This is a genomic window from Streptomyces sp. PsTaAH-137, from assembly GCF_003259365.1.
Lineage (GTDB): Bacteria > Actinomycetota > Actinomycetes > Streptomycetales > Streptomycetaceae > Streptomyces.
On record NZ_QLLY01000014.1, the window covers coordinates 145,547 to 167,670 of the forward strand.

Below are 22,124 nucleotides of genomic sequence, written 5' to 3' on the forward strand. Positions count from 1 at the left end.
ACACGGGTGTCCGGCACTTGGAGGGGTGTATGTCTGATCTTCCCCGCAAGGCGGTTACCCGTACCGCCAAGCTGGCCGCACTGCCCATCGGGTTCGCGGGCCGGGCGACCTGGGGCATCGGCAAGCGGATAGGCGGCAAGTCCGCCGAGATCGTCGGCCGGGAGCTCCAGCAGCGCACGGCGGAGCAGCTGTTCCGTGTCCTGGGTGAGCTGAAGGGCGGGGCGATGAAGTTCGGGCAGGCGCTGTCCGTCTTCGAGTCGGCGCTGCCGGAGGATGTCGCCGGCCCCTACCGCGCGGCCCTCACCAAGCTCCAGGAGGCGGCGCCTCCGATGCCGACCCGTACCGTGCACGCGGTGCTGGCCGAGCGGCTCGGGGAGGAGTGGCGCGAGCTGTTCCTGGAGTTCGAGGACAAGCCCGCGGCGGCCGCGTCGATCGGGCAGGTGCACCGCGCGGTGTGGCACGACGGCCGGGAGGTCGCCGTGAAGGTCCAGTATCCGGGCGCGGGCGAGGCGTTGCTGTCGGATCTGACCCAACTGGGCCGCTTCGCGCGTCTGTTGGGTCCGCTGATCCCCGGGATGGACATCAAGCCGCTCATCGCCGAGCTGCGCGACCGGGTCTCGGAGGAGTTGGACTACGCACTGGAGGCGCGGGCGCAGCAGGCGCACGCCGAGGAGTTCGCCGACGACCCCGATGTCGTGGTGCCGCAGGTGGTGCACCAGTGTGAGCAGGTGCTGGTGACGGAGTGGATCGACGGCATCCCGCTCGCGGAGATCATCAGCGACGGCAGCGAGGAACAGCGGGACCGGGCAGGGCAGTTGCTGGCGCGCTTCCTCTTCTCGGGACCGGCCCGCACGGGGCTGCTGCACGCGGACCCGCACCCGGGCAACTTCCGGCTGCTGCCCGACGAGAAGGGCGGCTGGCGGCTGGGCGTCCTGGACTTCGGCACGGTCGACCGGCTGCCGGGCGGACTGCCCTCGCCGATCGGTGACTCGCTGCGCTTGACGCTGGAGGGTGACGCGAGCGCGATCTACGAGCTGCTGCGCGAGGAGGGCTTCGTCAGGGAGTCGATCCGGCTCGAGCCGGACGCGGTGCTCGACTATCTGTTGCCGATCATCGAGCCGGCGCAGGTCGAGGAGTTCACCTTCACCCGTTCCTGGATGCGCAACCAGGCGGCGCGGATCGCCGACCCCCGCTCCCCCGCCCATCAGCTGGGCAGGCAGCTCAATCTGCCGCCTGCGTATCTGCTGATCCACCGAGTGACGCTCAGCACGATCGGCGTGCTGTGTCAGCTGGGTGCGACCGTGCGGCTGAGGGATGAACTGGAGGCCTGGCTGCCGGGGTTCGTGGCCGAGGAGGCCGAGCCCGAGGAGACGGAGCCCGAAGAGGAGGACCCGCAGCCGCCCGCCGCCGAGGCCTGATCACCACCAGTCGGAGTCGAGGCGTCCCTCGATGGCCCTGATGTTCTCCCGGGAACAGGTCTCGCAGAAGTGGCGTCGGACGCCGTCCTCGACGGAGTACGTCCAGGTGAGGGGGGTCGCTTCGGCGGTCGTGCCGCAGCGGGCGCACACCAGGGTCCGCTGGTCCGGCCGCCGCGCGGAGTCCCCGTCGGGAAGAGACGTCACCCGGCGACGATAACGCCGCGCGCCGGTGACCGCCCGGCACAACGCACCACGGGGGTCGGTCCTGACCGGACCGACCCCCGTGCGAACAGCCGGGTGCTGTCGCTGTTCGTTACTGCTTCTGTCGATTACTGCATGACGGCCATGGCGAGCGCGCGGCGGGCGCGCAGCGAGGCGCGCTCGGCACGGCGCTGCATCCGACGGGCGATCACCAGGCGCATGGCCTGGCGGTCGAGTTCGGCCTCACGCAGGCGCTCGTGCATATGCGCACGAGCCAGGGCTTCTGGGGCGAGTTGCATCTGTCGGGTCCTGTTCTGACGCGAGTCGTTCGCGTCCGACGTCGGAAAGTCTGGAGTCACGGAGCCGGCGGGCTCGCTCGTGGACGGCTTCATCGGGGCCTGCTTCTTGGGGTCGTGCGTCAGGGGGCGGTCGATCGTTCCTCGGGTGTTCATGCCGCGACCGGGTTCTTGCGCGGGCGACCACGCGGCCGCTTGCGGGCCACGACGACTCCCTGGATGAACAGCTCGCCACCCCAGACGCCCCACGGCTCACGCCGCTCCTTGGCACCGGCGAGGCAGGCCTCGACCAGCGGGCAGGTACGGCAGAGGGACTTGGCGTACTCGACGTCCGCCGGCGACTCCGCGAAGAAGACCTCGGGGTCGTAGGCACGGCAGGGGACGGGCACGCCGAGGTTCTCGATGGCGTCGTCGAGCGCGGTGAGCGCAGTCAGCGGGTTCAAGGTGGAGTCCTCCGTGGGGACAGGCGGGGGCAGAGGGTCTGAAGGCGGTACGGACGGGGCGTGCGCTTCGAGTTGCACGGTTTCGTCTTCCTCGTCTGGTCGTTCCGGCCGGTGGGCCGGGTGGCGGTGGTACCGGGTTCTTTTGTTGTCCCGAGGCCCCTTCGTACTGGTCCCTCGGAAGACCGCTGGTTCTTCCGGGAAAACAGAAGGGCCGCGGATCCCGGATGGGGTTCCGCGGCCCTGAAGGCGCCGGCCTGATCGATGATCAGGCTGGATCACTCCAGGGTTCAGGCCCACGGAAGGCCCACATCGTGTGGTGCTGCGTCGTCTGCTTCCGGAATCCGGCACCGGCCGCTGCAAAGGCATAGGCATGGGCCTGTGCCGTCGCTACTGCTTCCGGTGCCTTGGTCGGTCGCTCATTGCCCTCGCGAATCCGAAGGGACGCGGGGGCCAGGCCGGACTCCGGACGCATGGCGGTGAGGCCAGACAGACCGGTGCCCAGGTTCGAGAAGCCGAGCAGGCAGGAAGCGACGACCGAGCGATCGGTCATTTTCACGGTGCTGATGGAGCTGCTGTTGATGCTGATCACTGGAATCGCCTCCTCTCGGCGTCTAGGGGACCGGTGAACCGGTCCGACGGCTTTCAAGTACAACACGAACCAGGGCCTTGGAGAAGGCCGCTGTGCTCGTGCTTAAGAACCTATGGGGATTGCTGGGGCTCGCGCAAACTATTTTTTCGACGAGTTTGAATCAGATGTCTTCCGCGGCCTCATCGGTCTCGTCGTCCAGCATCTGACCTGCGCAAAGAGCGAGAACGTCGGAGCCGTAGGTCCGAAATTTCCGTCGGCCGACACCCGGGATGCGGGACAGCTCCCGCTCGTCGTCGGGCGACGCCTCCGCGATCGCGATCAGGGTCTTGTCCGTGAAGATGCAGAACGCGGGCTGGCCGAGGAGGGCCGCCGTGCGGGCCCGCCACTCGATGAGCCGGTCGTAGAGCCCCTCGTCCATGTCGGACGGGCAGTCCTCGCAGCGCATCAGCTTCATCTCGGCTGCGTCGAGCGTGTGCCCGCACACCCGGCAGCGCGCCACCTTCCGGTCGCCCCGGCGCCGGGCTCCGGCCGGCGGCTCCCACACGGCGTCGTCCTGCCGGGCGGTGCCGTGCTCGACGCCGCCGCGCCCGCCGCCCGCACCGCGCCCGGCCGGACCGGTGGAGCCCGGCCGCAGTCCGTCGAGGAAGCGGCTCGCCCTGCGGTTCGGGCGGCCGCCCGGCGAGCGGGACAGTGCCCAGGAGATGCCCAGGTGCCGCCGTGCGCGCGTCACGCCGACGTACAGCAGCCGGCGCTCCTCCTCGATCTGCTCGTCGGTCTTGGCGTACGAGATCGGCATCATGCCCTCGGCCACCCCGACCAGGAACACGGCGTCCCACTCCAGGCCCTTCGCCGCGTGCAGCGACGCGAGGGTGACGCCGTCCACCGTGGGCGCGTGCTGGGCGTTCGCCCGCTCGTCGAGTTCGGTGACGAGGTCGGCCAGGGTCGCGTCCGGCTTGGCCCGCGCGAAGTCCTCGGCGAGCCGGGCGAGGGCCGCGAGGGACTCCCAGCGCTCGCGCACGGCGCCGGATCCGGCGGGCGGCTGGGTCGTCCAGCCCTCGCCGGAGAGGACGGCTCTCACCTGGGAGGGCAGGTCGACGGCCTCGTCGAGCCCCGCGTCGTTGCCCCCGAAGCGGGCCGCCGCGCGCAGGGAGTGGCCGGCCTTGCGCACCTCGGGCCGCTCGAAGAAGCGCTCCGCGCCGCGCAGCTGGTAGGGCACGCCCGCGTCGGCCAGGGCCTGCTCGTAGAGCTCCGACTGGCTGTTGGTCCGGAACAGGACGGCGATCTCGCCCGCGGAGACACCGGAGGAGATCAGCTCGCGGATGCGGCGGGCCGCGCCCTCGGCCTCGGTGGGCTCGTCGGCGTACTCCACGTAGACCGGTTCGGGTCCCGCCTCGCGCTGGGAGATCAGTTCGAGGCGGTGCTCGGCGGCGCGGCCCCTGGCCCGGGCGAGTACCCCGTTGGCCAGATGGACCACCTGGGGTGTCGAGCGGTAGTCGCGGACCAGCTTGACGACCGTGGCGCTGGGGTGGCGGGTGCGGAAGTTCAGCAGGTGGTCCGGGGTGGCGCCGGTGAAGGAGTAGATCGTCTGGCTGGCGTCGCCGACGACGCACAGGCTGTCCCGGTCGCCGAGCCACAGGTCGAGCAGGCGCTGCTGGAGCGGGCTGACGTCCTGGTACTCGTCGACCACGAAGTGCTGGTACTGGGCGCGGACCTGCTCGGCGATGTCCTGCCGGTCCTGCAGCACGCCGACGGTCAGCAGCAGGACGTCCTCGAAGTCGATGACGCCCCGGTCGCGCTTGAGGGTCTCGTAGTCGGAGTAGATCTGGGCGATCTCGGCGGGGTGGCGGGGGGTCTCACGGGAGGCTTTGTGGGCGGCGGCCGCGTAGTCGGCGGGGACGGTCTGGGTGACCTTGGACCACTCGATCTCCGCGGTCACGTCGCGCAGCTCACCCCGGTCCAGGCGGAGCCGGGAGGCGGCCGCGGCGTCGGCGACGAGCTGGATCTTGCGGTCGACGAGCCGGGGCAGGTCGCCGCCGACGGCTTTCGGCCAGAAGAACTGGAGCTGGCGCAGGGCCGCCGAGTGGAAGGTGCGGGCCTGCACTCCCCCCGCACCGAGCTGCCGGAGCCGGCCGCGCATCTCGCCCGCGGCGCGGTTGGTGAAGGTGACGGCGAGGACGGTGTTGGGCTGGAGGATCCCGGCGCGGACGCCGTACGCGATGCGATGGGTGATCGCGCGCGTCTTGCCCGTGCCGGCGCCCGCGAGCACGCACACCGGACCGTGCAGGGCCGTCGCGACGGCGCGCTGCTCGGGGTCGAGCCCGTCGAGCACCGCGTCGGCCGATTCCGGGACCTGCGGGAACAGGGTGGAGTGCGTTGCTGCTGTCACCCCGCCATGCTGCCAGGTCCGCGGGGGCGGATGCGTCGCGTTGTCCACAGGCAGCGGGTGCCGGTCGTACTAATGCGCCCGACGTGCGGGAATGGGCGCCCGGTCGCGTACGTTCGACCCATTGCGAACACGCATCCCCAGCCTTGAAGGAGCGCGAGGAACATGTCGGGCACTGTGACGATGTACAGCACCACCTGGTGCGGCTACTGCCAGCGGCTGAAGAAGCAGATGGACCGCGAGGGCATCGCGTACACCGAGGTCAACATCGAGCACGACCCGGAGTCGGCGGCCTTCGTCGAGAAGGCGAACGGCGGGAACCAGACGGTCCCCACCGTCCTCTTCGGCGACGGTTCGACGCTCACCAACCCCTCGCTGGCGCAGGTCAAGCAGAAGATCGGCGCCTGAGGCCCCCGGCGCCGGGGCCTACAGCGCGTCGCTGGGCTTCGGCAGGGGCTTGCCGTACCACAGCTCGATCAGGCGGGCCGCAATCGAGATCCCGTAGGGAGGAACGACCTCCTCGGACTCGAAGGCGGCCCGCAGGTCGTCGCGGGAGAACCAGCGGGCCTCGTGGATCTCGTCCCCGTCCACGTTGATCTCCGTGGATGTGGCCTGGGCCATGAAGCCCAGCATCAGGCTGGACGGGAACGGCCAGGGCTGGCTGGCGACGTACTCGACGTCGCCGACGACGACACCAGCCTCCTCCCACACCTCGCGGCGCACCGACTGCTCGATGGACTCGCCGGGCTCCACGAACCCCGCCAGCGTCGAGAAGCGGCCTTCGGGCCAGTGCACCTGGCGGCCGAGCAGGATGCGGTCCTGCTCGTCCGTGACCGCCATGATCACGGCCGGGTCGGTGCGGGGGTAGTGCTCCGCCCCGCAGGCCTGGCAGCGGCGGATGTGGCCCGCCGCGGCGATGACGGTGCGCTCGCCGCAGCGGGAGCAGAAGCGGTGCAGCCGCTGCCAGTTCTCCAGGGCGACGGCGTGCGCCATCAGGCCCGCGTCCCGGTGGGAGAGCAGCAGACCGGCCTCGCGCAGGCCGGCCGGGCGCGCGGACTGGTCCATGCGGCCGGGCAGCGTGTCCTTCTGGAGCGCGAAGTAGCTGATGCCGTCGTCGTCGGTGCCCAGGAAGTAGCGGTGCGCCTCCGTGAGCGGTGCTTCGAAGGCGGGCGTCATGACCAGTTCCGTCGCGCCGTCCGATGTCTCGTCGATCAGCGCCTGACCGCCGGAGACCACGAAGACCCGGGTCGTGGGGTGGCTCCAGGCGGCGGCGAGCCACGCCTCGTCGAGGCGGTGGTGCGCGGCGCGGTCGATGCCGCTCGGGGCGGCGAGCGAGAGCGGTCGGTCGGCGGTGCGGTCGGTCCAGGTGGTCACGGGTGCTTCCAACTCCCCCGGTGGAATGGATGGTTCGGCAGGCGGTTCAGCAGGAGTTACAGCGCGACGGGCGTCGGTCACGGAGTGTCTGCCCAGCTCTCGGCGAGATCGCCCCACAGATGCGCGGCTGTTTCCACGCCCTTCATCAGGAGGTCGAGTTCGACCTTCTCGTTCGGGGCGTGCCAGCCGTCCGAGGGGACCGAGATGCCCAGGAACAGCACAGGGGCGTCGAGGACGTCCTGGAGGTCGGCGGCGGGGCCCGAGCCGCCCTCGCGCGTGAAGCGGATCTTCTGCTCGAAGGCCTTCCCCATGGCGCGGACGACGGACTGCAGGGCGGGGTGGTCGAGCGGGGTGAGGCAGGGCCGGGTGGCGGCTCCGAAGGTGATCTCGTGGCGGACACCGGCGGGCAGCTGGTCGGCGACCCAGGCGGTGACCGCCTTCTCGACGTGGTCGGGGTCCTGCCCCGCGACCAGCCGGAAGGAGAGCTTGAGCCGGGCGGACGCCGGCACGATCGTCTTGCCGCCGGGGCCCTGGTAGCCGCCGCCGATGCCGTTGACCTCCGCGGTGGGACGGGCCCAGATGCGCTCCAGGGTGGTGTGCCCGGCCTCTCCGAAGGTGGCGTGGGACTTCGCGGTGCGCAGCCACTGCTCCTCGTCGAAGGGCAGCTCGGCGAAGAGTTCGCGCTCGCGGTCGGTGAGTTCGACGATGCCGTCGTAGAAGCCGGGGACGGCCACGCGCGCGTGCTCGTCGTGCAGCGCGGCGACCAGGCGGGCGGCGGCGGTCGCCGGGTTGGGCACGGCGCCGCCGAACGAGCCGGAGTGGATGTCCTGGTCGGGCCCGTACAGCTCGATCTCGCAGTCGGCGAGGCCCCGCATCCCGGTGCAGACCGTGGGGGTGTCCTCGGACCACATGCCGGTGTCGGAGACGATCACCGCGTCGGCGGTGAGCCGCTCCCTGCGGGCCTCGATCAGCTCCCTGAAGTGCGGGGAGCCCGACTCTTCCTCGCCCTCGACGAGCAGCTTCAGGTGGACCGCGGGGGTGGTGCGGCCGGTGGCGGCGAGGTGGGCGCGCACACCGAGTGTGTGGAAGAACACCTGCCCCTTGTCGTCGGCGGCCCCGCGCGCGTGGAGCCGGTTCCCCACGACGACGGGCTCGAAGGGCTCGGTGTCCCAGCCGTCCTCGCGGGCGGCGGGCTGCACGTCGTGGTGCCCGTAGACGAGGACGGTGGGAGCCTCGGGGTCTTCGGAGGGCCACTCGGCGAAGACGGCGGGGGCGCCGGCCGTCGGCCACACCTCGGTGATCGGGAAGCCGGTCTCGGCCAGCTTGGCGGCGAGCCAGTCGGCGCTTCGCCGCACGTCCGGGGCGTGGTCGGGCTGGGCGGACACGGAAGGGATCCGCAGCCACGCGACCAGGTCGTCGAGGAACGTCTCGCGGTGGTCCTCGATGTACGCACGGACAGTGCTGACGGCGTTGTCAACGGGCTTGCTCATGGTCACGAGCCTAGTCCCCCGCGGAGGGGTGCTCGTCCGGCGGCTCCTCGACGACCTGCGGATCCTGGGTGAGCAGCCGCTCCAGCTCCGCCCGGCCGGGCAGGCTGCGCGGTCGGACCGTCTCCCCGGTGCGGACGTACAGGAAGGCGGCGTCCACCGATTCCGGCGGTACGCCCTGCCGCTCGGCCCAGGCGAGCCGGTAGATGGCGAGCTGAAGCGGGTCGGCGTTCTGCTGGTGGCCGGTCTTCCAGTCGACGATCTCGTACGTCGTCCCGTCGCCGTCGCCCTCCTTGTAGACGGCGTCGATGCGGCCCCGGACGACGCGGCCCGCGATGGCCAGCTGGAAGGGGAGCTCCACCCGGTGCGGGGTGCGGTGGGCGTACGGAGTGCGTTCGAAGGCTTCCTTGAGTGCTTCCAGGTCGCGCTCGTCGGCGATCTCCGCGTCGCTTCCCGGCAGCTCGTCCGGGTCGATCATGGGCAGCCGCAGCTCTTCGAAGCGGGACTCGACCCAGGCGTGGAAGCGGGTGCCGCGGCGGGCCGCGGGCTGCGGCGGGCTGGGCATGGGCCGCACCAGTTCCTGGGCGAAGCCGTCGGGGTCGGCGGCGATCCGCATCAGCTGGTAGGCGGTGAGCGACTGCGGCAGGGGCACGTCGCGCACCGACGCGCGGGCGCGCATCAGCTCTCCGGCGAGGGCGTCCAGGTCCCGGTCCCAGGAGTCGACGGTGCGGGCCTCCTCCGGAGTGAGCTCGTACTCCGGGGCGTGCGCGGGGTGCGGGACCGCCGCGGTCTGCGGCTGGGGCACGCGCGCGTGGTGCGCTGTTTCCGGATCCGGGACTTCAGCTGCCGGGTGCGGGACCGTGGGACGCTCGGTGGGCAGGTTCTCCCAGTCGTCCGGAAGCTCCTCGTCCGGCGCGGGGATGTCGTCCTCGCCGAAGGCGTCGTCGTCCGGCGGGGGCGGCCAGTCCGGGTCCTCGAAGGGTGGCTCGTCGTGGGCAGCGGGGTGGGGCCGGGTGTGGGCGCGGGCCTGCGCGGGGCCCGCCGCGCGCTCCAGATGGGCGAGGACGGTGTCGGCCGCCGCGCGCCGCCGGGCGAGGGACGCCTCGTCGAGCGGCAGCGGCCAGGCCTGCTCGGCCGACGCCTCCTGGAGGGCCGGGTTCTCCTCGTCCTCGCCCGGTTCGTCCGCCCAGACCTCGATGTCGCCGTGGCCGGTGGCGCAGTGGTCGTACAGCGCCTGGAGGAAGTCGGAGGGGCCGCGCTTCTTCTTCTGGGACGGGCCCCACCAGTGGCCGGACCCGAGCAGCAGGCTGCGGGGGCGCGTGAACGTGACGTATCCCAGGCGCAGTTCCTCGGTGTGCTGGTGGTCCTTCATGTCGGCCTGGAAGGCCTTCATGCTCCGGGAGTCCCATGCCTCGATGTCGGGCAGGGTGGCGGCGTCGCCGCGCAGCGCGTGCGGGAGGACCTTGCCCTGGGCGGTCCACTTCTCGCGGCCCTGGGTGCTCGGGAACGTGCCGTTCACGAGTCCGGGGACGGCGACGACGTCCCATTCGAGGCCCTTGGACTTGTGGGCGGTGAGCACCTTCACGGTGTTCTCGCCGCCCGGCAGGGCGTTGTCCAGGCCCTTCTCGTACTGGGCGGCGGTGCGCAGGAAGGCGAGGAAGGCGAGCAGGGTGGCGGAGCCGTCGTTGGCCGCGAAGGAGGCGGCGACGTCCAGGAAGTTGGACAGCGTCTCGCGTCGGCGGGCCGCCAGCGCGTGCGGGGACGCCGAGAGTTCGACCTCCAGGCCGGTGACCGCCAGGACGCGGTGCAGTACGTCCATGAGCGGGTCGGACAACGAGCGGCGCAGATCGCGCAGTTCGGTGGCGAGGCGGGCGAAGCGTACGCGCGCGTCCGGGGAGAACGGCAGCCCGTCGTCGTCCCCGTCGGCCTCCAGGGAGGTCTCCAGGAACGTGTCGAGCGCGTCCGCCAGCGATATCACCTCGGACGGGTCGACCCCTTCGACCGCCTCGGCCAGACGCCGGTCCGGATCGTCCTCGTCGCCCCCGCGCGCGTGCGACACCAGAAGGCGTGCGCGGCGCCCGAGGAGCGCCAGGTCGCGTGGACCGATGCGCCAGCGCGGACCGGTCAGGACGCGCACCAGTGCGGCATTGGCGCCGGGATCCTGGAGCACGTCGCACACGGAGACCAGGTCGGCGACCTCCGGGAGGTGCAACAGGCCGGAGAGACCGACCACTTCGACGGGGATGTCGCGGGCGACGAGCGCGCCCTGGATCTCGGCGAAGTCGGTCGCGGTGCGGCACAGGACGGCGATCTCGCCGGGTGCCGTGCCGGTGGCGACGAGATGGGCGAGGGAGTCCGCGAGCCAGTCGATCTCCTCGCTGTGGGTGCGCAGCAGGGCGCAGCGCACCAGGCCGTCGCGCTCGGCTCCGGGTGCGGGCCGCAGGGCCTCCACGCCCGCGTGCATGGCGCGCAGCGGCTCGGCCAGGCCGTTGGCGAGGTCTAGCAGGCGGCCGCCGCTGCGGCGGTTCTCGCTGAGCGCGAAGCGGGTGGCGGGACGGCCGTCCGCGTACGCGAAGTGCTCGGGGAAGTCGTCGAGGTTGGCGACGGAGGCGCCGCGCCATCCGTAGATCGCCTGGCAGGGGTCGCCGACGGCGGTGACGGCGTGCCCGGTGCCGCCGCCGAACAGGCCCGCCAGCAGGATCCGCTGGGCCACGGAGGTGTCCTGGTACTCGTCGAGCAGCACGACGCGGAACTCGTCGCGCAGGATCTCGCCGACCTCGGCCCGGGTGTCGGCGAGCGTGGCGGACAGGGCGATCTGGTCGCCGAAGTCAAGGACGTCGCGGGAGCGCTTGGCGGCCCGGTAGTGCCCCACCAGCTCGGCCAGCTCAAGGCGGGCGGCCGCGGCTTCGGGCACCTTGCGCAGATCGGCGTTGCTGAGCCTGACGCCGTCCAGGGTGTGCAGCAGCTCCTGGTCGTAGGAGCGCAGCCGGCCCGGCTGTACGAGGTGTTCCGCCAGCTCTCCGTCCAGGGTGAGGAGATCGCTGACGAGGTCGGCGAAGGAGCGGGTGAGGGCCGGGTACGGGCCCGGCGCCTCGCGCAGCACGCGCGCGGCGAGCTGGAAGCGGGTGGCGTCGGCCAGCAGCCGCGTCGTCGGTTCGAGCCCGATGCGCAGGCCGTGGTCGGTCAGCAGACGGCCGGCGAAGGCGTGGTACGTGGAGATCACCGGCTCGCCCGGAGGGTTGTCCGGGTCGATGGCGTCGGGGTCGGTGACGCCCGCCCTGATCAGGGCCTTGCGGACGCGCTCGGCGAGCTCGCCCGCCGCCTTGTTGGTGAAGGTGAGACCGAGGACCTGCTCGGGCGCGACCTGTCCGGTGCCGACCAGCCAGACCACACGCGCGGCCATCACCGTCGTCTTGCCGGAACCGGCTCCGGCCACGATCACCTGCGGGGCAGGGGGCGCCGTGATGCAGGCCATCTGCTCCGGGGTGAACGGGATGCCCAGCAGCTCCTTGAGCTGCTCGGGGTCGGTGAGGCGTGTGGTCACCTCATCGAGGCTAACCGGCACCACCGACAGCACCGGTCCGTTCCGCCGCGGCGGAGGCGCACGTCACTCCACGACGTGCTTGCCCTCGGGTCGCGCGCTGCACGAGGCGCGGAAGGCGCAGTGGGTGCAGTGCTGGCCGGTGGTCGGTGCGAACCGCTCGTCGAGGACCTTGCCCGCCGCGGTGGCGAGGAGGTCGCCGACCCACTCCCCTTCGAGGGGTTCCTGTGCCTGGACCTTGGGGAGCGTCTCCCCGCCGTCCTTCTTGGCGGCGCCCTGCCGCAGCTGCACCAGTTCGGCGCCGCCGGGGTGCGGGCGCGCGCCGTCGAACGGCTCGTCGACGGCCCCTTCGGTCACGGCGAGCTGGTAGACGGCGAGCTGCGGATGGTGCGCGACGTCGGCGGCGCTGGGTGCCTGCTTCCCGGTCTTGAAGTCGACCACGTAGGCACGGCCTTCGGCGTCGCGCTCGACGCGGTCCATGGAGCCGCGGATGCGGACTTCGTAGGAGCCGGCTTCCAGCGTCACGTCGAAGTCGTGCTCACTGGCGACGGGGGTGCGTCCGCCGCGGTCCATGACGTGCCACTGGAGGAAGCGCTCCAGGGCCACGCGCGCGTGCTCCTTCTCCTGGGCCGACTTCCAGGGGGCGTCGAAGGCGAGGGCATCCCACACGGAGTCGAGGCGTTCCATGAGGACGGCCAGATCGGCGGGGGTGCGTCCGGAGGCGACCTCGTCGGCCAGGACGTGCACGACGTTGCCGAATCCCTGGGCGGTGGTGGCGGGGGCGTCGGCCTTGACCTCGCGGCCCAGGAACCACTGCAGGGCGCAGGTGTTGGCGAGCTGGTCGAGCGCACTGCCGGAGAGCACGACGGGCTTGTCGCGGTCGCGCAGCGGGACCTTGCTCTCGGTCGGCTCGTACATGCCCCACCAGCGGTACGGGTGGGCGGACGGCACCAGGGGCCTGCCGTCGTCGTCGCTGAGCGCGGCGAGCCGGGCCAGGCGGCGGGCGGCGGCTTCGCGCAGCGCGTCGGACACGCGCGGGTCGACGGTCGTGGCGCGCAGCTCGGCGACGAGCGCGGCGACGGACAGGGGGCGGCGCGGGCGGCCCGCGACGTCCTTCGGTTCGACACCGAGTTCGGTCAGGAAGCGGGAGGGCTGGTCCCCGTCGTCGGCGGGCGCCTTCACCGCGGTGACGACCAGGCGTTCCCGCGCGCGCGTGGCGGCCACGTAGAACAGGCGGCGCTCCTCGGCCAGCAGCGCGCCGGGGGTGAGCGGTTCGGCGAGCCCGTCGCGCCCGATGCGGTCGGCCTCAAGGAGGGAGCCGCGGCGCCGCAGGTCCGGCCACAGGCCCTCCTGGACGCCCGCCACGACGACGAGCCGCCACTCCAGGCCCTTGGAGCGGTGCGCGGTCATGAGGCGGACGGCGTCGGGCCGCACCGCGCGCCCGGCGAGGGTGTCGGCGGCGATGTCCTGGGCCTCGATCTCCTCCAGGAAGTTGCGCGCGCCACGGCCGCCGGTGCGCTCCTCCGCGCGCGAGGCGACGGCGAACAGCGCGCACACGGCGTCCAGGTCACGGTCGGCGTTGCGGCCCGCCGCGCCGCCGCGCCGGGCGGACCGCTCCAGGCGCTGCGGCCAGGGCGTACCGTTCCACAGCTCCCACAGGGCCTCCTCCGCGGTGCCGCCGCCGGCGAGCTCGGCGCGGGCCCGCGCGAGCAGTGCGCCCAGGCGCTGCGCACCGCGCGCGTACGCCGGATCGTGCGCGGCGAGCCGCTCGGGCTCGGCGAGAGCACGCGCGAGCAGGTCGTCGGAGGGCGGCGGCAGATGGTTGCCACCGGCGCGCTCCTCCTCGCGCAGGGCGCGCCCGAGGCGGCGCAGATCGGCGGCGTCCATCCCGGCGAGCGGCGAGCCCAGCAACGTGAGAGCGGTCTCGGTGTCCAGCCAGCAGGACGCTTCGGCATCGTCCGGATCGGCACCGGCTTCCGTGGGGCTGTGCGCGACCGCCTTCAGCGCGGTGAGCAGCGGCACGACCGCGGGCTCGTGGCGCAGTGGCAGGTCGTCGCCGTCTATGTCCACGGGAACGCCGGCCGCGGTGAGGGCGCGCCGCATGGACGGGATGCCGCGTGCGCCCGCGCGCACCAGGACGGCCATGTCGCTCCACGGGACGCCGTCCTCCAGGTGCGCACGGCGCAGGATGTCCGCGATGTTGTCCAGCTCCGCGCCGGAGGTCGGGTACGTGTAGACCTCGGCCCGGCCGCCGTCGCGCACGGGGGCGAGATCGCGGTGCGCGCGCACCTTGTCCGCGGGCAGCCGGGTCAGCGGCATCCGCTGGGTGATGCGCCGGGTGGCGTCCAGGAGGCGGGCGCCCGAGCGGCGGGACGTGGTGAGCACCTCGACCGTTGACGGGGTGGCTGTCCTCCTCGGGAAGGTCCGCGGGAACGTCTCCGGGAAGTCCAGGATGCCGTTGACGTCCGCGCCGCGGAACGCGTAGATCGACTGGTCCGGGTCGCCGAACGCGACCAGGGTGCGGCCGCCCCCGGCGAGGGCCTGGAGCAGTCGTACCTGGGCGGGATCGGTGTCCTGGTACTCGTCGACGAACACGGCGTCGTACTGCGCGGCCAGCTGCTCGGCGACCTCGGTGCGGTGGGCGAGCAGGACCGCGCGCTGCACCAGTTCCGCGTAGTCGAGCACGCCCTGCATGTCGAGGACGTCCAGGTACTCGGCCAGGAAGGTGGCGGCCGCGCCCCAGTCCGGGCGGCCGATGCGCCGGGCGAAGGAGTTCAGGGCCGCGGGCCCGAGACCCAGCTCGCGGCTGCGGGCGAGCACCGCGCGCACCTCGTCCGCGAAACCGCGCGTGGTGAGACAGGCCCGCAGTTCGTCGGGCCAGCGCACGTGGGCGAGCCCGGCCCGCTCCAGGTCGATCTGGCCCGCGAGCAGCTCTCGTACGGTGACGTCCTGCTCGGGGCCGGACAGCAGGCGCAGGGGCTCGGCGAAGAGGTCGGCGTCCTGGTGGGCGCGGACGAGGGCGTAGCAGAACGAGTGGAACGTCGTCGCCTGCGGGGCGCGGGCCGCTCCGATGCGCAGGCCCATGCGGTCGCGGAGTTCGACGGCGGCCTTGCGGCTGAACGTGAGCACCAGGATCCGCGCGGGTTCGACGCCCTGGGCGATGCGGGCGGCGACGGCCTCCACGAGCGTGGTGGTCTTGCCGGTGCCCGGCCCGGCCAGCACCAGCAGGGGGCCTCGCTCGTGGTCAACCACCGCACGCTGACGTGCGTCCAGACGAGGGGGGTCCACGGGCGCCGGCGGGGTACGCACCAGTCGGTACGCGCCGGGCATCCCCTGTCGAGCCCGGTGCTGCGACAGGTAGCGGGTGGACGAAGAGGAGCTCACGTGGATCGCTGGTCCTGGTGGGTGTGCTGGTGGTCGGCGTGCCGTCCGCGCGAAGCGGTGGCCGCGGGGTGAGGGAGGTGTCTGCCATCGACGGTGCCGTCGACGCTACGCCGTCGAGTGTGGCGGAAGCCGGGCTTCCGGCGCCTGTCCCGGACCCCGTCCGGCACAGGTGTGTGCTGTCTCACGAACGGGCCCGGGCCTCCCGAAGTGCCCCGTGCGTCCCGTTTCCCCCGTACGGGCCACCGGCACCCCACCCGCGCGCGGGATGGCGGAAGCTGTCAATTGTGAGCTTCCGTACGGGTCTGCCCGTCCCACCGAGCCCGCTTCATGTCGAGGCGCGGCAGGTGGCCCCCGGCGGCGCGGGACGCCTCACGCAGCGGGGTGCCCTCCTCCCGGTAGTGGTCGAGCGCCCGCAGCTCGTGGCCGGGCAGCAGCGCCCCGTCGGAGCGCACGACGCGCCACCACGGCACCGCTCCCCCGTAGAGGGACATCACGCGGCCGACCTGGCGCGGCCCGCCCTCCTCCAGCCACTCGGCGACATCCCCGTACGTCATGACGCGCCCGGGTGGAATCAGCTCCGCCACTTCCAGCACCCGCTCCGCGTACTCGGGAAGTTCTCCTGCCGGCTCGCTCTCCTCGCTCATCCGGCCCATCCTGCCGCACGGCACCGACAACACCGCGGGAGCGACGGGCGGGGCCCTGGACAGATGTACGAGAAGGCGCTTGCCGACGACTCCGCGCCCCACGGATGCACCCTGATGCCCCCCTACGGCCATGGGACATGCCACCATCGTGCGGGCGGTGACTGGTGATACGAGATCAAGAAGAGACGACGGAGCAGAGCGTGCACCCCGACAAGGCGGAGGGCACCTCTGTGGCACCGGCGCGCCCTGAGGAGACGGCCGAGAAGGCCGAGGAGACCAAGCACGAGCAGCCGCTGCACGACCCGGACTGCGTCGACGCGGACGCGCACGCGGAGCGGGTCGACGGCGACGAACCGCTGCTCCCCGCGCGCGTGCACCGCCCCTCCGACCTCATGCGCCTGCTCGCGGGGTTGCTGGCGGTCGTCGTGCTGCTGGCCATCGCCGCGTTCGCGCACGCGACGACGACGGGCTTCGCCCAGGACATCAACAAGGGCACCGAGCAGGCCCCCGACCTGCTGACAAAGTTCGCCGGGTTCGCGTCGAGCATCGCCATCCTGCTGGTACCGGTGGCGTTCGCCATCGAGCGGCTCATCAAGCGCGACGGGCTGCGGATCGCCGACGGCGTGCTCGCCGCGGTCCTCGCCCACGGAGTGACGCTCGCGACGGATCTGTGGGTGGCCAAGGCCGCGCCCCAGTCCATCCAGGACGCGCTCACGAAGGTGTCGCCCAGCGACATCCACGCGCTCACCGATCCGGTGCACGGCTATCTGGCGCCCGTCATCGCCTATATGACAGCCGTGGGGATGTCCCGAAGACCACGGTGGCGTGTCGTGCTGTGGGTGGTCCTGCTGCTCGACGCGTTCACGATGCTGGTCACCGGCTACACCACACCGTTCTCGATCATCCTGACGATCCTCATCGGCTGGACCGTCGCCTACGGCACGCTGTACGCGGTCGGCTCCCCCAATGTGCGCCCCACCGGGCAGACGCTCCTGGCGGGCCTGCGGCACGTCGGCTTCCACCCCGTCAGCGCCTCCCGCGAAGAGGCCCACGAGGGCACCACGGAGAACGGCGACCGGGGCCGACGCTACTTCGTCACCCTGGAGGACGGCCCCCCGCTCGACGTCACCGTGGTCGACCGGGAACAGCAGGCGCAGGGCTTCTTCTACCGGGTGTGGCGACGGCTGACGCTGCGCGGCATCACCCAGCGCCGCAGCCTCCAGTCACTGCGCCAGGCGCTGGAGCAGGAAGCGCTGCTCGCCTACGCGGCGATCTCCGCGGGAGCGAACGCCCCGAAGCTGATCGCCACCTCCGAACTCGGCCCCGACGCCGTGATGCTCGTCTACGAGCACATCGGCGGCCGCTCCCTCGACGCGATCCCGGACGAGGAGATCACCGACGAGCTGCTGCGCGACACCTGGCACCAGGTGCAGTCGCTCCAGTCACGGCGGATCGCGCACCGACGGCTCGCGGGCGACGCGATTCTGGTGGATCGTTCCGGCACCGTGATCCTGACGGATCTGCGCGGCGGCGAGATCGCGGCCGGTGAACTGGTGCTGCGCATGGACATCGCGCAGATGGTCACCACGCTCGGCCTGCGCGTGGGCGCCGAGCGGGCGGTCGCCTCCGCGGTGGGCGTCCTCGGCCCCGACCCCGTCGCCGACTGCCTGCCGCTGCTGCAGCCGATCGCCCTCACCCGCTCCACCAGAGCGACGCTGCGCAAGCTCGGACGCGAGCGCGCCCAGCGCGAGCGCGAGGCCGTCCTTGAGGCCTCCGACCGGGCCAAACAGGCCCGTCTGGAGTCGTCCGACGCCCAGGCGGACGCCGACGGCAAGAAGTCGGTCCGGGCGGAGAAAAAGTCCGAGAAGAAGTCGGAGAAGGCCGAACGCCAGGCCGAGAAGCGAGCCCTGGACGAAGCGCTCGACGAGGCCCGTGAGGAGGATCTGCTCACCCAGATCCGCCACCAGGTGCTGCGCATCAGGCCGCAGGCCCCCGTCGAACCGGCCCGCCTGGAGCGCATCAAGCCGCGGACGCTGATCAGTTTCATCGCCGGTGCGATCGGCGCGTACTTCCTGCTGTCGCAGCTCACGCACATCGACTTCGGCGCCATCGTCGGCGAGGCCGAGTGGGGCTGGGTCGGACTGGCGGTGCTCTTCTCCGCGCTCAGTTATGTGGCCGCGGCGATGAGCCTGCTGGGCTTCGTGCCGGAGCGGGTGCCCTTCATGCGGACCGTCGCGGCGCAGGTCGCCGGGTCGTTCGTGAAGATCGTGGCTCCCGCGGCGGTCGGCGGCGTGGCGCTCAACACGCGCTTCCTCCAGCGGGCCGGCGTCCGTCCGGGCCTGGCGGTCGCCAGTGTCGGCGCCTCGCAGCTGTTCGGCATGTGCAGCCACATCCTGCTGCTGCTGACGTTCGGCTATCTGACGGGCACGGAGAAAACGCCCTCCCTGTCGCCTTCGCGGACCGTCATCGCCGGTCTGCTGACGGTCGCCGTGCTCGTCCTGGTGGTGACGTCGATCCCCTTCCTGCGGAAATTCGTCGTCACGCGCGTAAGGTCGCTGTTCGCCGGTGTCGTGCCGCGCATGCTCGACGTGCTCCAGCGGCCGCGGAAGCTGCTCACCGGCATCGGCGGCATGCTGCTGCTGACCGCCTGCTTCGTGATGTGCCTGGACGCCTCGATCCGCGCCTTCGGCGACGAGACCACGAGCCTCAGCCTGGCCAGCGTGGCGGTCGTCTTCCTGGCCGGCAACGCGCTCGGTTCGGCCGCGCCGACGCCGGGCGGAGTGGGCGCCGTCGAGGCGACGCTGACGGTCGGTCTGATCGCGATCGGCCTCCCGAAGGAAGTGGCCGCCCCCGCGGTGCTCCTGTACAGGCTGCTCACCCTGTGGCTGCCGGTCCTGCCCGGGTGGCTGTTCTTCAACCACCTGACCCGCAAGGGCGCTCTGTAGGTCCGCGGTGCCCGACGCCGGGAGCCGCGGACCTCACCCGCACAGCCCGCTGCAAGAGCGCCCCGCACCGGTCCGCCGCAGGATGGACGCATGCCCATTCCGTCCCGGCCCCGCGCCGCAGCCCTGGCCGTCACCGCCGCTCTGCTCTCCGCCTCACTGGCCGCGTGCAGCGGCGACTCGCAGGACGACGCGGATCTGCCGTCCCAGAAGCTGAGCTGGAAGGACTGTCCGGCCCCGTCCGAGTCCGAGGGCGGCGGCGCCTCCCCCTCCCCGCTGCCGGGCGGCACGGACTGGCAGTGCGCCACCATGAAGGCGCCCCTCGACTGGAACGACCCCAAGGGCGACACCATCGACCTCGCGCTGATCCGCGCGAAGTCCAGCGGCGCTGACGACCGGCGCATCGGCTCGCTGATCTTCAACTTCGGCGGCCCCGGCGGCTCGGGCGTCACCACCCTTCCCGCGTTCGGCTCCGACTACGAGAAGCTGCGCAAGCGCTACGACCTGGTCAGTTTCGACCCGCGCGGGGTGGGCCGCAGCGCGGGCGTCAGGTGCGAGAGCGACGACCAGCTCGACACGTACTTCGAGCAGGACTCGACGCCCGACGACACGAAGGAACAGCAGAAGCTCGTCGACAACATCAAGAAGTTCAACGGTGCCTGCGACAAGAACTCCGGCAAGGTCCTCCCCCACGTGAGCACCACCGACGCGGCCCGCGACATGGACCTGATGCGCCAGGTGCTCGGCGACGACAAGCTGCACTACTTCGGCATCTCGTACGGCACCGAACTCGGCGGCGTGTACGCCCACCTGTTCCCCAAGAACGTGGGCCGCGCCGTGTTCGACGGCGTCGTCGATCCGACCCAGGACCCCGAGCAGAGCTCCCTCGGGCAGGCCGAGGGCTTCCAGCTCGCGCTGGACAACTACGCGAAGGACTGCACGTCCAAGACCGAGGACTGCCCGGTCGGCGACACCGCGCAGGACGTCAAGGACAAGATCGCCAAGCTGCTCGACGAACTCGACGAGAAGCCGATCCCCGGGATCTTCCCCCGCGAGCTGACGCAGACCGCGGCGACCAACGGGATCGCGCAGTCCCTGTACTCACAGGACTTCTGGGAGTACCTCACCGAGGGCCTGCAACAGGCGTACGACGGCGACGGCAAGATCCTCATGTCGCTGTCCGACTCGATGAACGGACGCAACGAGGACGGCAAGTACAGCAACATGCAGGCCGCCAACGTCGCCATCAACTGCGGCGACTACAAGCCCCGTTACACCACGAAGGACGTCGAGGCGAAGCTGCCCGAGTTCCGCGAGGCCTCTCCCCTGTTCGGCGACTACCTGGCCTGGTCCATGCTGAGCTGCACCGACTGGGCCGTCGACGGCGCCGCCGACCACCCCGACGTGAGCGCCTCCGGATCGGCCCCGATCCTCGTCGTCGGCAACACCGGCGACCCGGCCACCCCGTACGAGGGCGCGAAGAAGATGGTCGACGCGCTGGGCGGCGACGTGGGCGTCGAGCTCACGTACAAGGGCCAGGGCCACGGGGCGTACGACAGCGGCAACTCCTGCGTGCACAAGGCGGTCGACGGCTATCTCCTCGACGGGAAGGTCCCGGACGAGGGAACGGTCTGTTCGTGATCGCGGAGTTTTCCACAGGGTGATACGAGAGTTGTCCACAGGCTCAAGCGACTGTCGGCCCGGCCTCCTACGATGGCCTGACTGCTCCTCGAACGGGGGCAGTTGACGGGGGAGGTGCCCATGGCGCCAGGGAAATCACGTGCGCGCGCACGTACGCATACGGGCGCAGGCGCAGGGACAACGGTCCGCGCGCTCGGTCTGATCTCGGCCGTCCTGCTGACGGCCGGGCTGATCACCGCCTGCACCGACCCGGGGGAAGACGGCGACAGCGCGCCCGCGCCGGTGTCGTCGTCACCGCGGGCCGGTGGATCTCGGTCCGCCGACGCCACGCCCCGCGCCGCGACACTGCCCGCGCTGCCCGCCGCGCTCACCAGTCAGCACCTGCGCTGGGGCCGCTGCCGGGGCACGGCGAGCACACCCGCACCGGGCTCCGACTGGCAGTGCACGACACTCAAGGCGCCGCTCGACTACGCCCGCCCCACAGGACGGACGATAGGGCTCGCCCTCATCCGGGCCAGGTCCCGCGGCGCGGGCAAGGAGCGCATCGGCTCCCTGTTGTTCAACTTCGGCGGGCCGGGCGGCTCCGGTGTCGATCGACTGCCGGCCTTCGCTCCCCAGTACACGAAGCTGTGGGCGCGTTACGACCTGGTGAGCTTCGACCCGCGCGGCGCCGGAGCGAGCCGTGGAGTGCGCTGTCGCAGCGACAAGGAGATACAGACCGCCGAATCCATCGACCCCACCCCGGACACCGCCGCGGAGGAATCCGCGTACTTCAAGGACGCCACCGATTTCGGCAAGGGCTGCGCGCGGCAGGCCGCAGACCTGCTCAGCCATGTGTCGACCACCGAGGCGGCACGCGACATGGACCTGATGCGCCAGGTGCTCGGCGACGACGAGCTGCACTACATGGGCTTCTCGTACGGGACCGAACTGGGCGGCGTGTACGCCCACTTGTTCCCCGCCAAGGTCGGCCGCCTCACGCTGGACGCGGTCGTCGACCCGACGGTGGGCACGGTGGGCCACTCCGAGAACCAGGCCCGCGGATTCCAGCGGGCGCTGGACGACTACTTCACGTCCCGAGGCAGGGACCCGAAGGAGGGCTCGCGCGAGATCGCGGCACTTTTCGAGCGGCTCGACGCGAAACCCCTGCCGACCGCCGGCGGCCGCGAGCTGACCGAGTCGCTGGCGACCACCGGCGTCCTCGACGCCCTGTACAGCACGGCGAGTTGGCCCGCGCTCACCCGGGGGCTGCGGGCGGCGGACAGGGGTGACGGCACGACGCTGCTCGCGCTGGCCGACTCCTACAACGACCGTGACACCAAAGGGCATTACGGCACGACGACCCATGCCCAGCGCGCGATCTCGTGCCGGGACGACAGGGAGCGGCCGACGGCGGCGCGGGCCAAGTCCCTGCGGGCGAGGTTCCGGGCGATCTCGCCGGTCTTCGGGGAGGCCATGGCCTGGGACACCGCGGGATGGTGCCACGACTGGCCGGTGCCCGGGCTGTGGGACGACCCCGATGTGAGCGCGCCGGACGCGGCACCGGTGCTCGTCGTCGGCAACACGGGCGACCCGGCCACGCCCTACGAGGGCGCGCACCGGATGGCGGACGAGCTGGGCAAGGGGGTCGGTGTGGAGCTGACGTGGAAGGGCGAGGGGCACGGCGCGTACGGCTCCGGCAGCGCCTGCGTCGACTCGACGGTGAACGCGTATCTGCTGGAGGGGCGAATACCGCGCGACGGCAAGGTGTGCTCCTGACGCGTGGCGTGCCCGGCCCCGAC

At 71.9% G+C, this 22,124-nt stretch carries 15 protein-coding genes; 5 read left to right on the forward strand and 10 right to left on the reverse strand.

Features of this window, described 5'->3' with window-relative positions:
• Positions 1 to 29 precede the first annotated feature (29 nt).
• Positions 30 to 1,418 carry an AarF/ABC1/UbiB kinase family protein gene (locus K377_RS28380; protein WP_111666398.1) on the forward strand — a complete coding sequence of 463 codons (1,389 nt, stop codon included), beginning with the start codon at positions 30 to 32 and terminating at the stop codon, positions 1,416 to 1,418.
• Here the strand turns inward: K377_RS28380 and K377_RS41390 are convergent, their stop codons facing one another.
• The 5 genes from K377_RS41390 to K377_RS28400 form a co-directional block, all read right to left on the reverse strand.
• A complete protein-coding gene (locus K377_RS41390) occupies positions 1,419 to 1,622 on the reverse strand; it encodes a hypothetical protein (RefSeq protein ID WP_146614764.1) in 204 nt (67 codons plus the stop codon).
• A gap of 125 nt (positions 1,623 to 1,747) precedes the next feature.
• Entirely contained in the window at positions 1,748 to 2,071 is a 324-nt protein-coding gene (locus K377_RS28385) for a hypothetical protein (protein ID WP_111666399.1), read from the reverse strand.
• Positions 2,068 to 2,436: a WhiB family transcriptional regulator gene (locus tag K377_RS28390; protein WP_111666400.1), complete on the reverse strand. Its 369-nt coding sequence runs from the start codon at positions 2,434 to 2,436 to the stop codon at positions 2,068 to 2,070. The genes K377_RS28385 and K377_RS28390 overlap by 4 nt, the downstream gene beginning before the upstream one ends.
• 187 nt (positions 2,437 to 2,623) lie before the next feature.
• The gene (locus K377_RS28395) at positions 2,624 to 2,947 is read right to left on the reverse strand and encodes a hypothetical protein (RefSeq protein ID WP_111666401.1); all 324 of its coding nucleotides are present in this window, start codon (positions 2,945 to 2,947) and stop codon (positions 2,624 to 2,626) included.
• 160 nt (positions 2,948 to 3,107) lie between these two features.
• Positions 3,108 to 5,333: an ATP-dependent DNA helicase UvrD2 gene (locus K377_RS28400; RefSeq protein ID WP_111666402.1), complete on the reverse strand. Its 2,226-nt coding sequence runs from the start codon at positions 5,331 to 5,333 to the stop codon at positions 3,108 to 3,110.
• A 162-nt stretch (positions 5,334 to 5,495) separates the two neighbouring features.
• Between K377_RS28400 and K377_RS28405 the strand changes: the two genes are divergently transcribed.
• A complete protein-coding gene (locus K377_RS28405; RefSeq protein WP_111666403.1) occupies positions 5,496 to 5,738 on the forward strand; it encodes a mycoredoxin in 243 nt (80 codons plus the stop codon).
• Positions 5,739 to 5,756: 18 nt separating this feature from the next.
• On the opposite strand, the gene nudC is transcribed toward K377_RS28405, so the two are convergent.
• From nudC to K377_RS28430, 5 genes are all read right to left on the reverse strand, one after another.
• On the reverse strand, positions 5,757 to 6,704 hold the full coding sequence (nudC, locus tag K377_RS28410) for an NAD(+) diphosphatase (protein ID WP_181512662.1): 948 nt from the start codon (positions 6,702 to 6,704) through the stop codon (positions 5,757 to 5,759).
• A gap of 77 nt (positions 6,705 to 6,781) precedes the next feature.
• Positions 6,782 to 8,194 carry a dipeptidase gene (locus tag K377_RS28415; protein WP_111666404.1) on the reverse strand — a complete coding sequence of 471 codons (1,413 nt, stop codon included), beginning with the start codon at positions 8,192 to 8,194 and terminating at the stop codon, positions 6,782 to 6,784.
• Between the two features lie 10 nt (positions 8,195 to 8,204).
• Positions 8,205 to 11,735, reverse strand: coding sequence for an ATP-dependent DNA helicase (locus K377_RS28420; RefSeq protein ID WP_111666405.1), 3,531 nt, complete (start codon positions 11,733 to 11,735; stop codon positions 8,205 to 8,207).
• A 63-nt stretch (positions 11,736 to 11,798) separates the two neighbouring features.
• Positions 11,799 to 15,116, reverse strand: coding sequence for an ATP-dependent DNA helicase (locus K377_RS28425; RefSeq protein ID WP_111666406.1), 3,318 nt, complete (start codon positions 15,114 to 15,116; stop codon positions 11,799 to 11,801).
• Between the two features lie 278 nt (positions 15,117 to 15,394).
• Positions 15,395 to 15,760 (reverse strand): MGMT family protein, encoded by a 366-nt coding sequence (locus K377_RS28430; protein WP_161195192.1) that lies wholly within the window; start codon positions 15,758 to 15,760, stop codon positions 15,395 to 15,397.
• A 200-nt stretch (positions 15,761 to 15,960) separates the two neighbouring features.
• Here K377_RS28430 and K377_RS28435 point away from each other — a divergent pair, with 200 nt between their 5' ends.
• The 3 genes from K377_RS28435 to K377_RS28445 all read left to right on the forward strand — a co-directional run bounded on the left by K377_RS28435 (position 15,961) and on the right by K377_RS28445 (position 22,101).
• Positions 15,961 to 18,705 carry a lysylphosphatidylglycerol synthase transmembrane domain-containing protein gene (locus K377_RS28435; protein ID WP_375605969.1) on the forward strand — a complete coding sequence of 915 codons (2,745 nt, stop codon included), beginning with the start codon at positions 15,961 to 15,963 and terminating at the stop codon, positions 18,703 to 18,705.
• 90 nt (positions 18,706 to 18,795) lie between these two features.
• Positions 18,796 to 20,343 carry an alpha/beta hydrolase gene (locus tag K377_RS28440; RefSeq protein ID WP_111666409.1) on the forward strand — a complete coding sequence of 516 codons (1,548 nt, stop codon included), beginning with the start codon at positions 18,796 to 18,798 and terminating at the stop codon, positions 20,341 to 20,343.
• 120 nt (positions 20,344 to 20,463) lie between these two features.
• Positions 20,464 to 22,101, forward strand: coding sequence for an alpha/beta hydrolase (locus K377_RS28445; protein WP_111666410.1), 1,638 nt, complete (start codon positions 20,464 to 20,466; stop codon positions 22,099 to 22,101).
• Positions 22,102 to 22,124 lie beyond the last annotated feature (23 nt).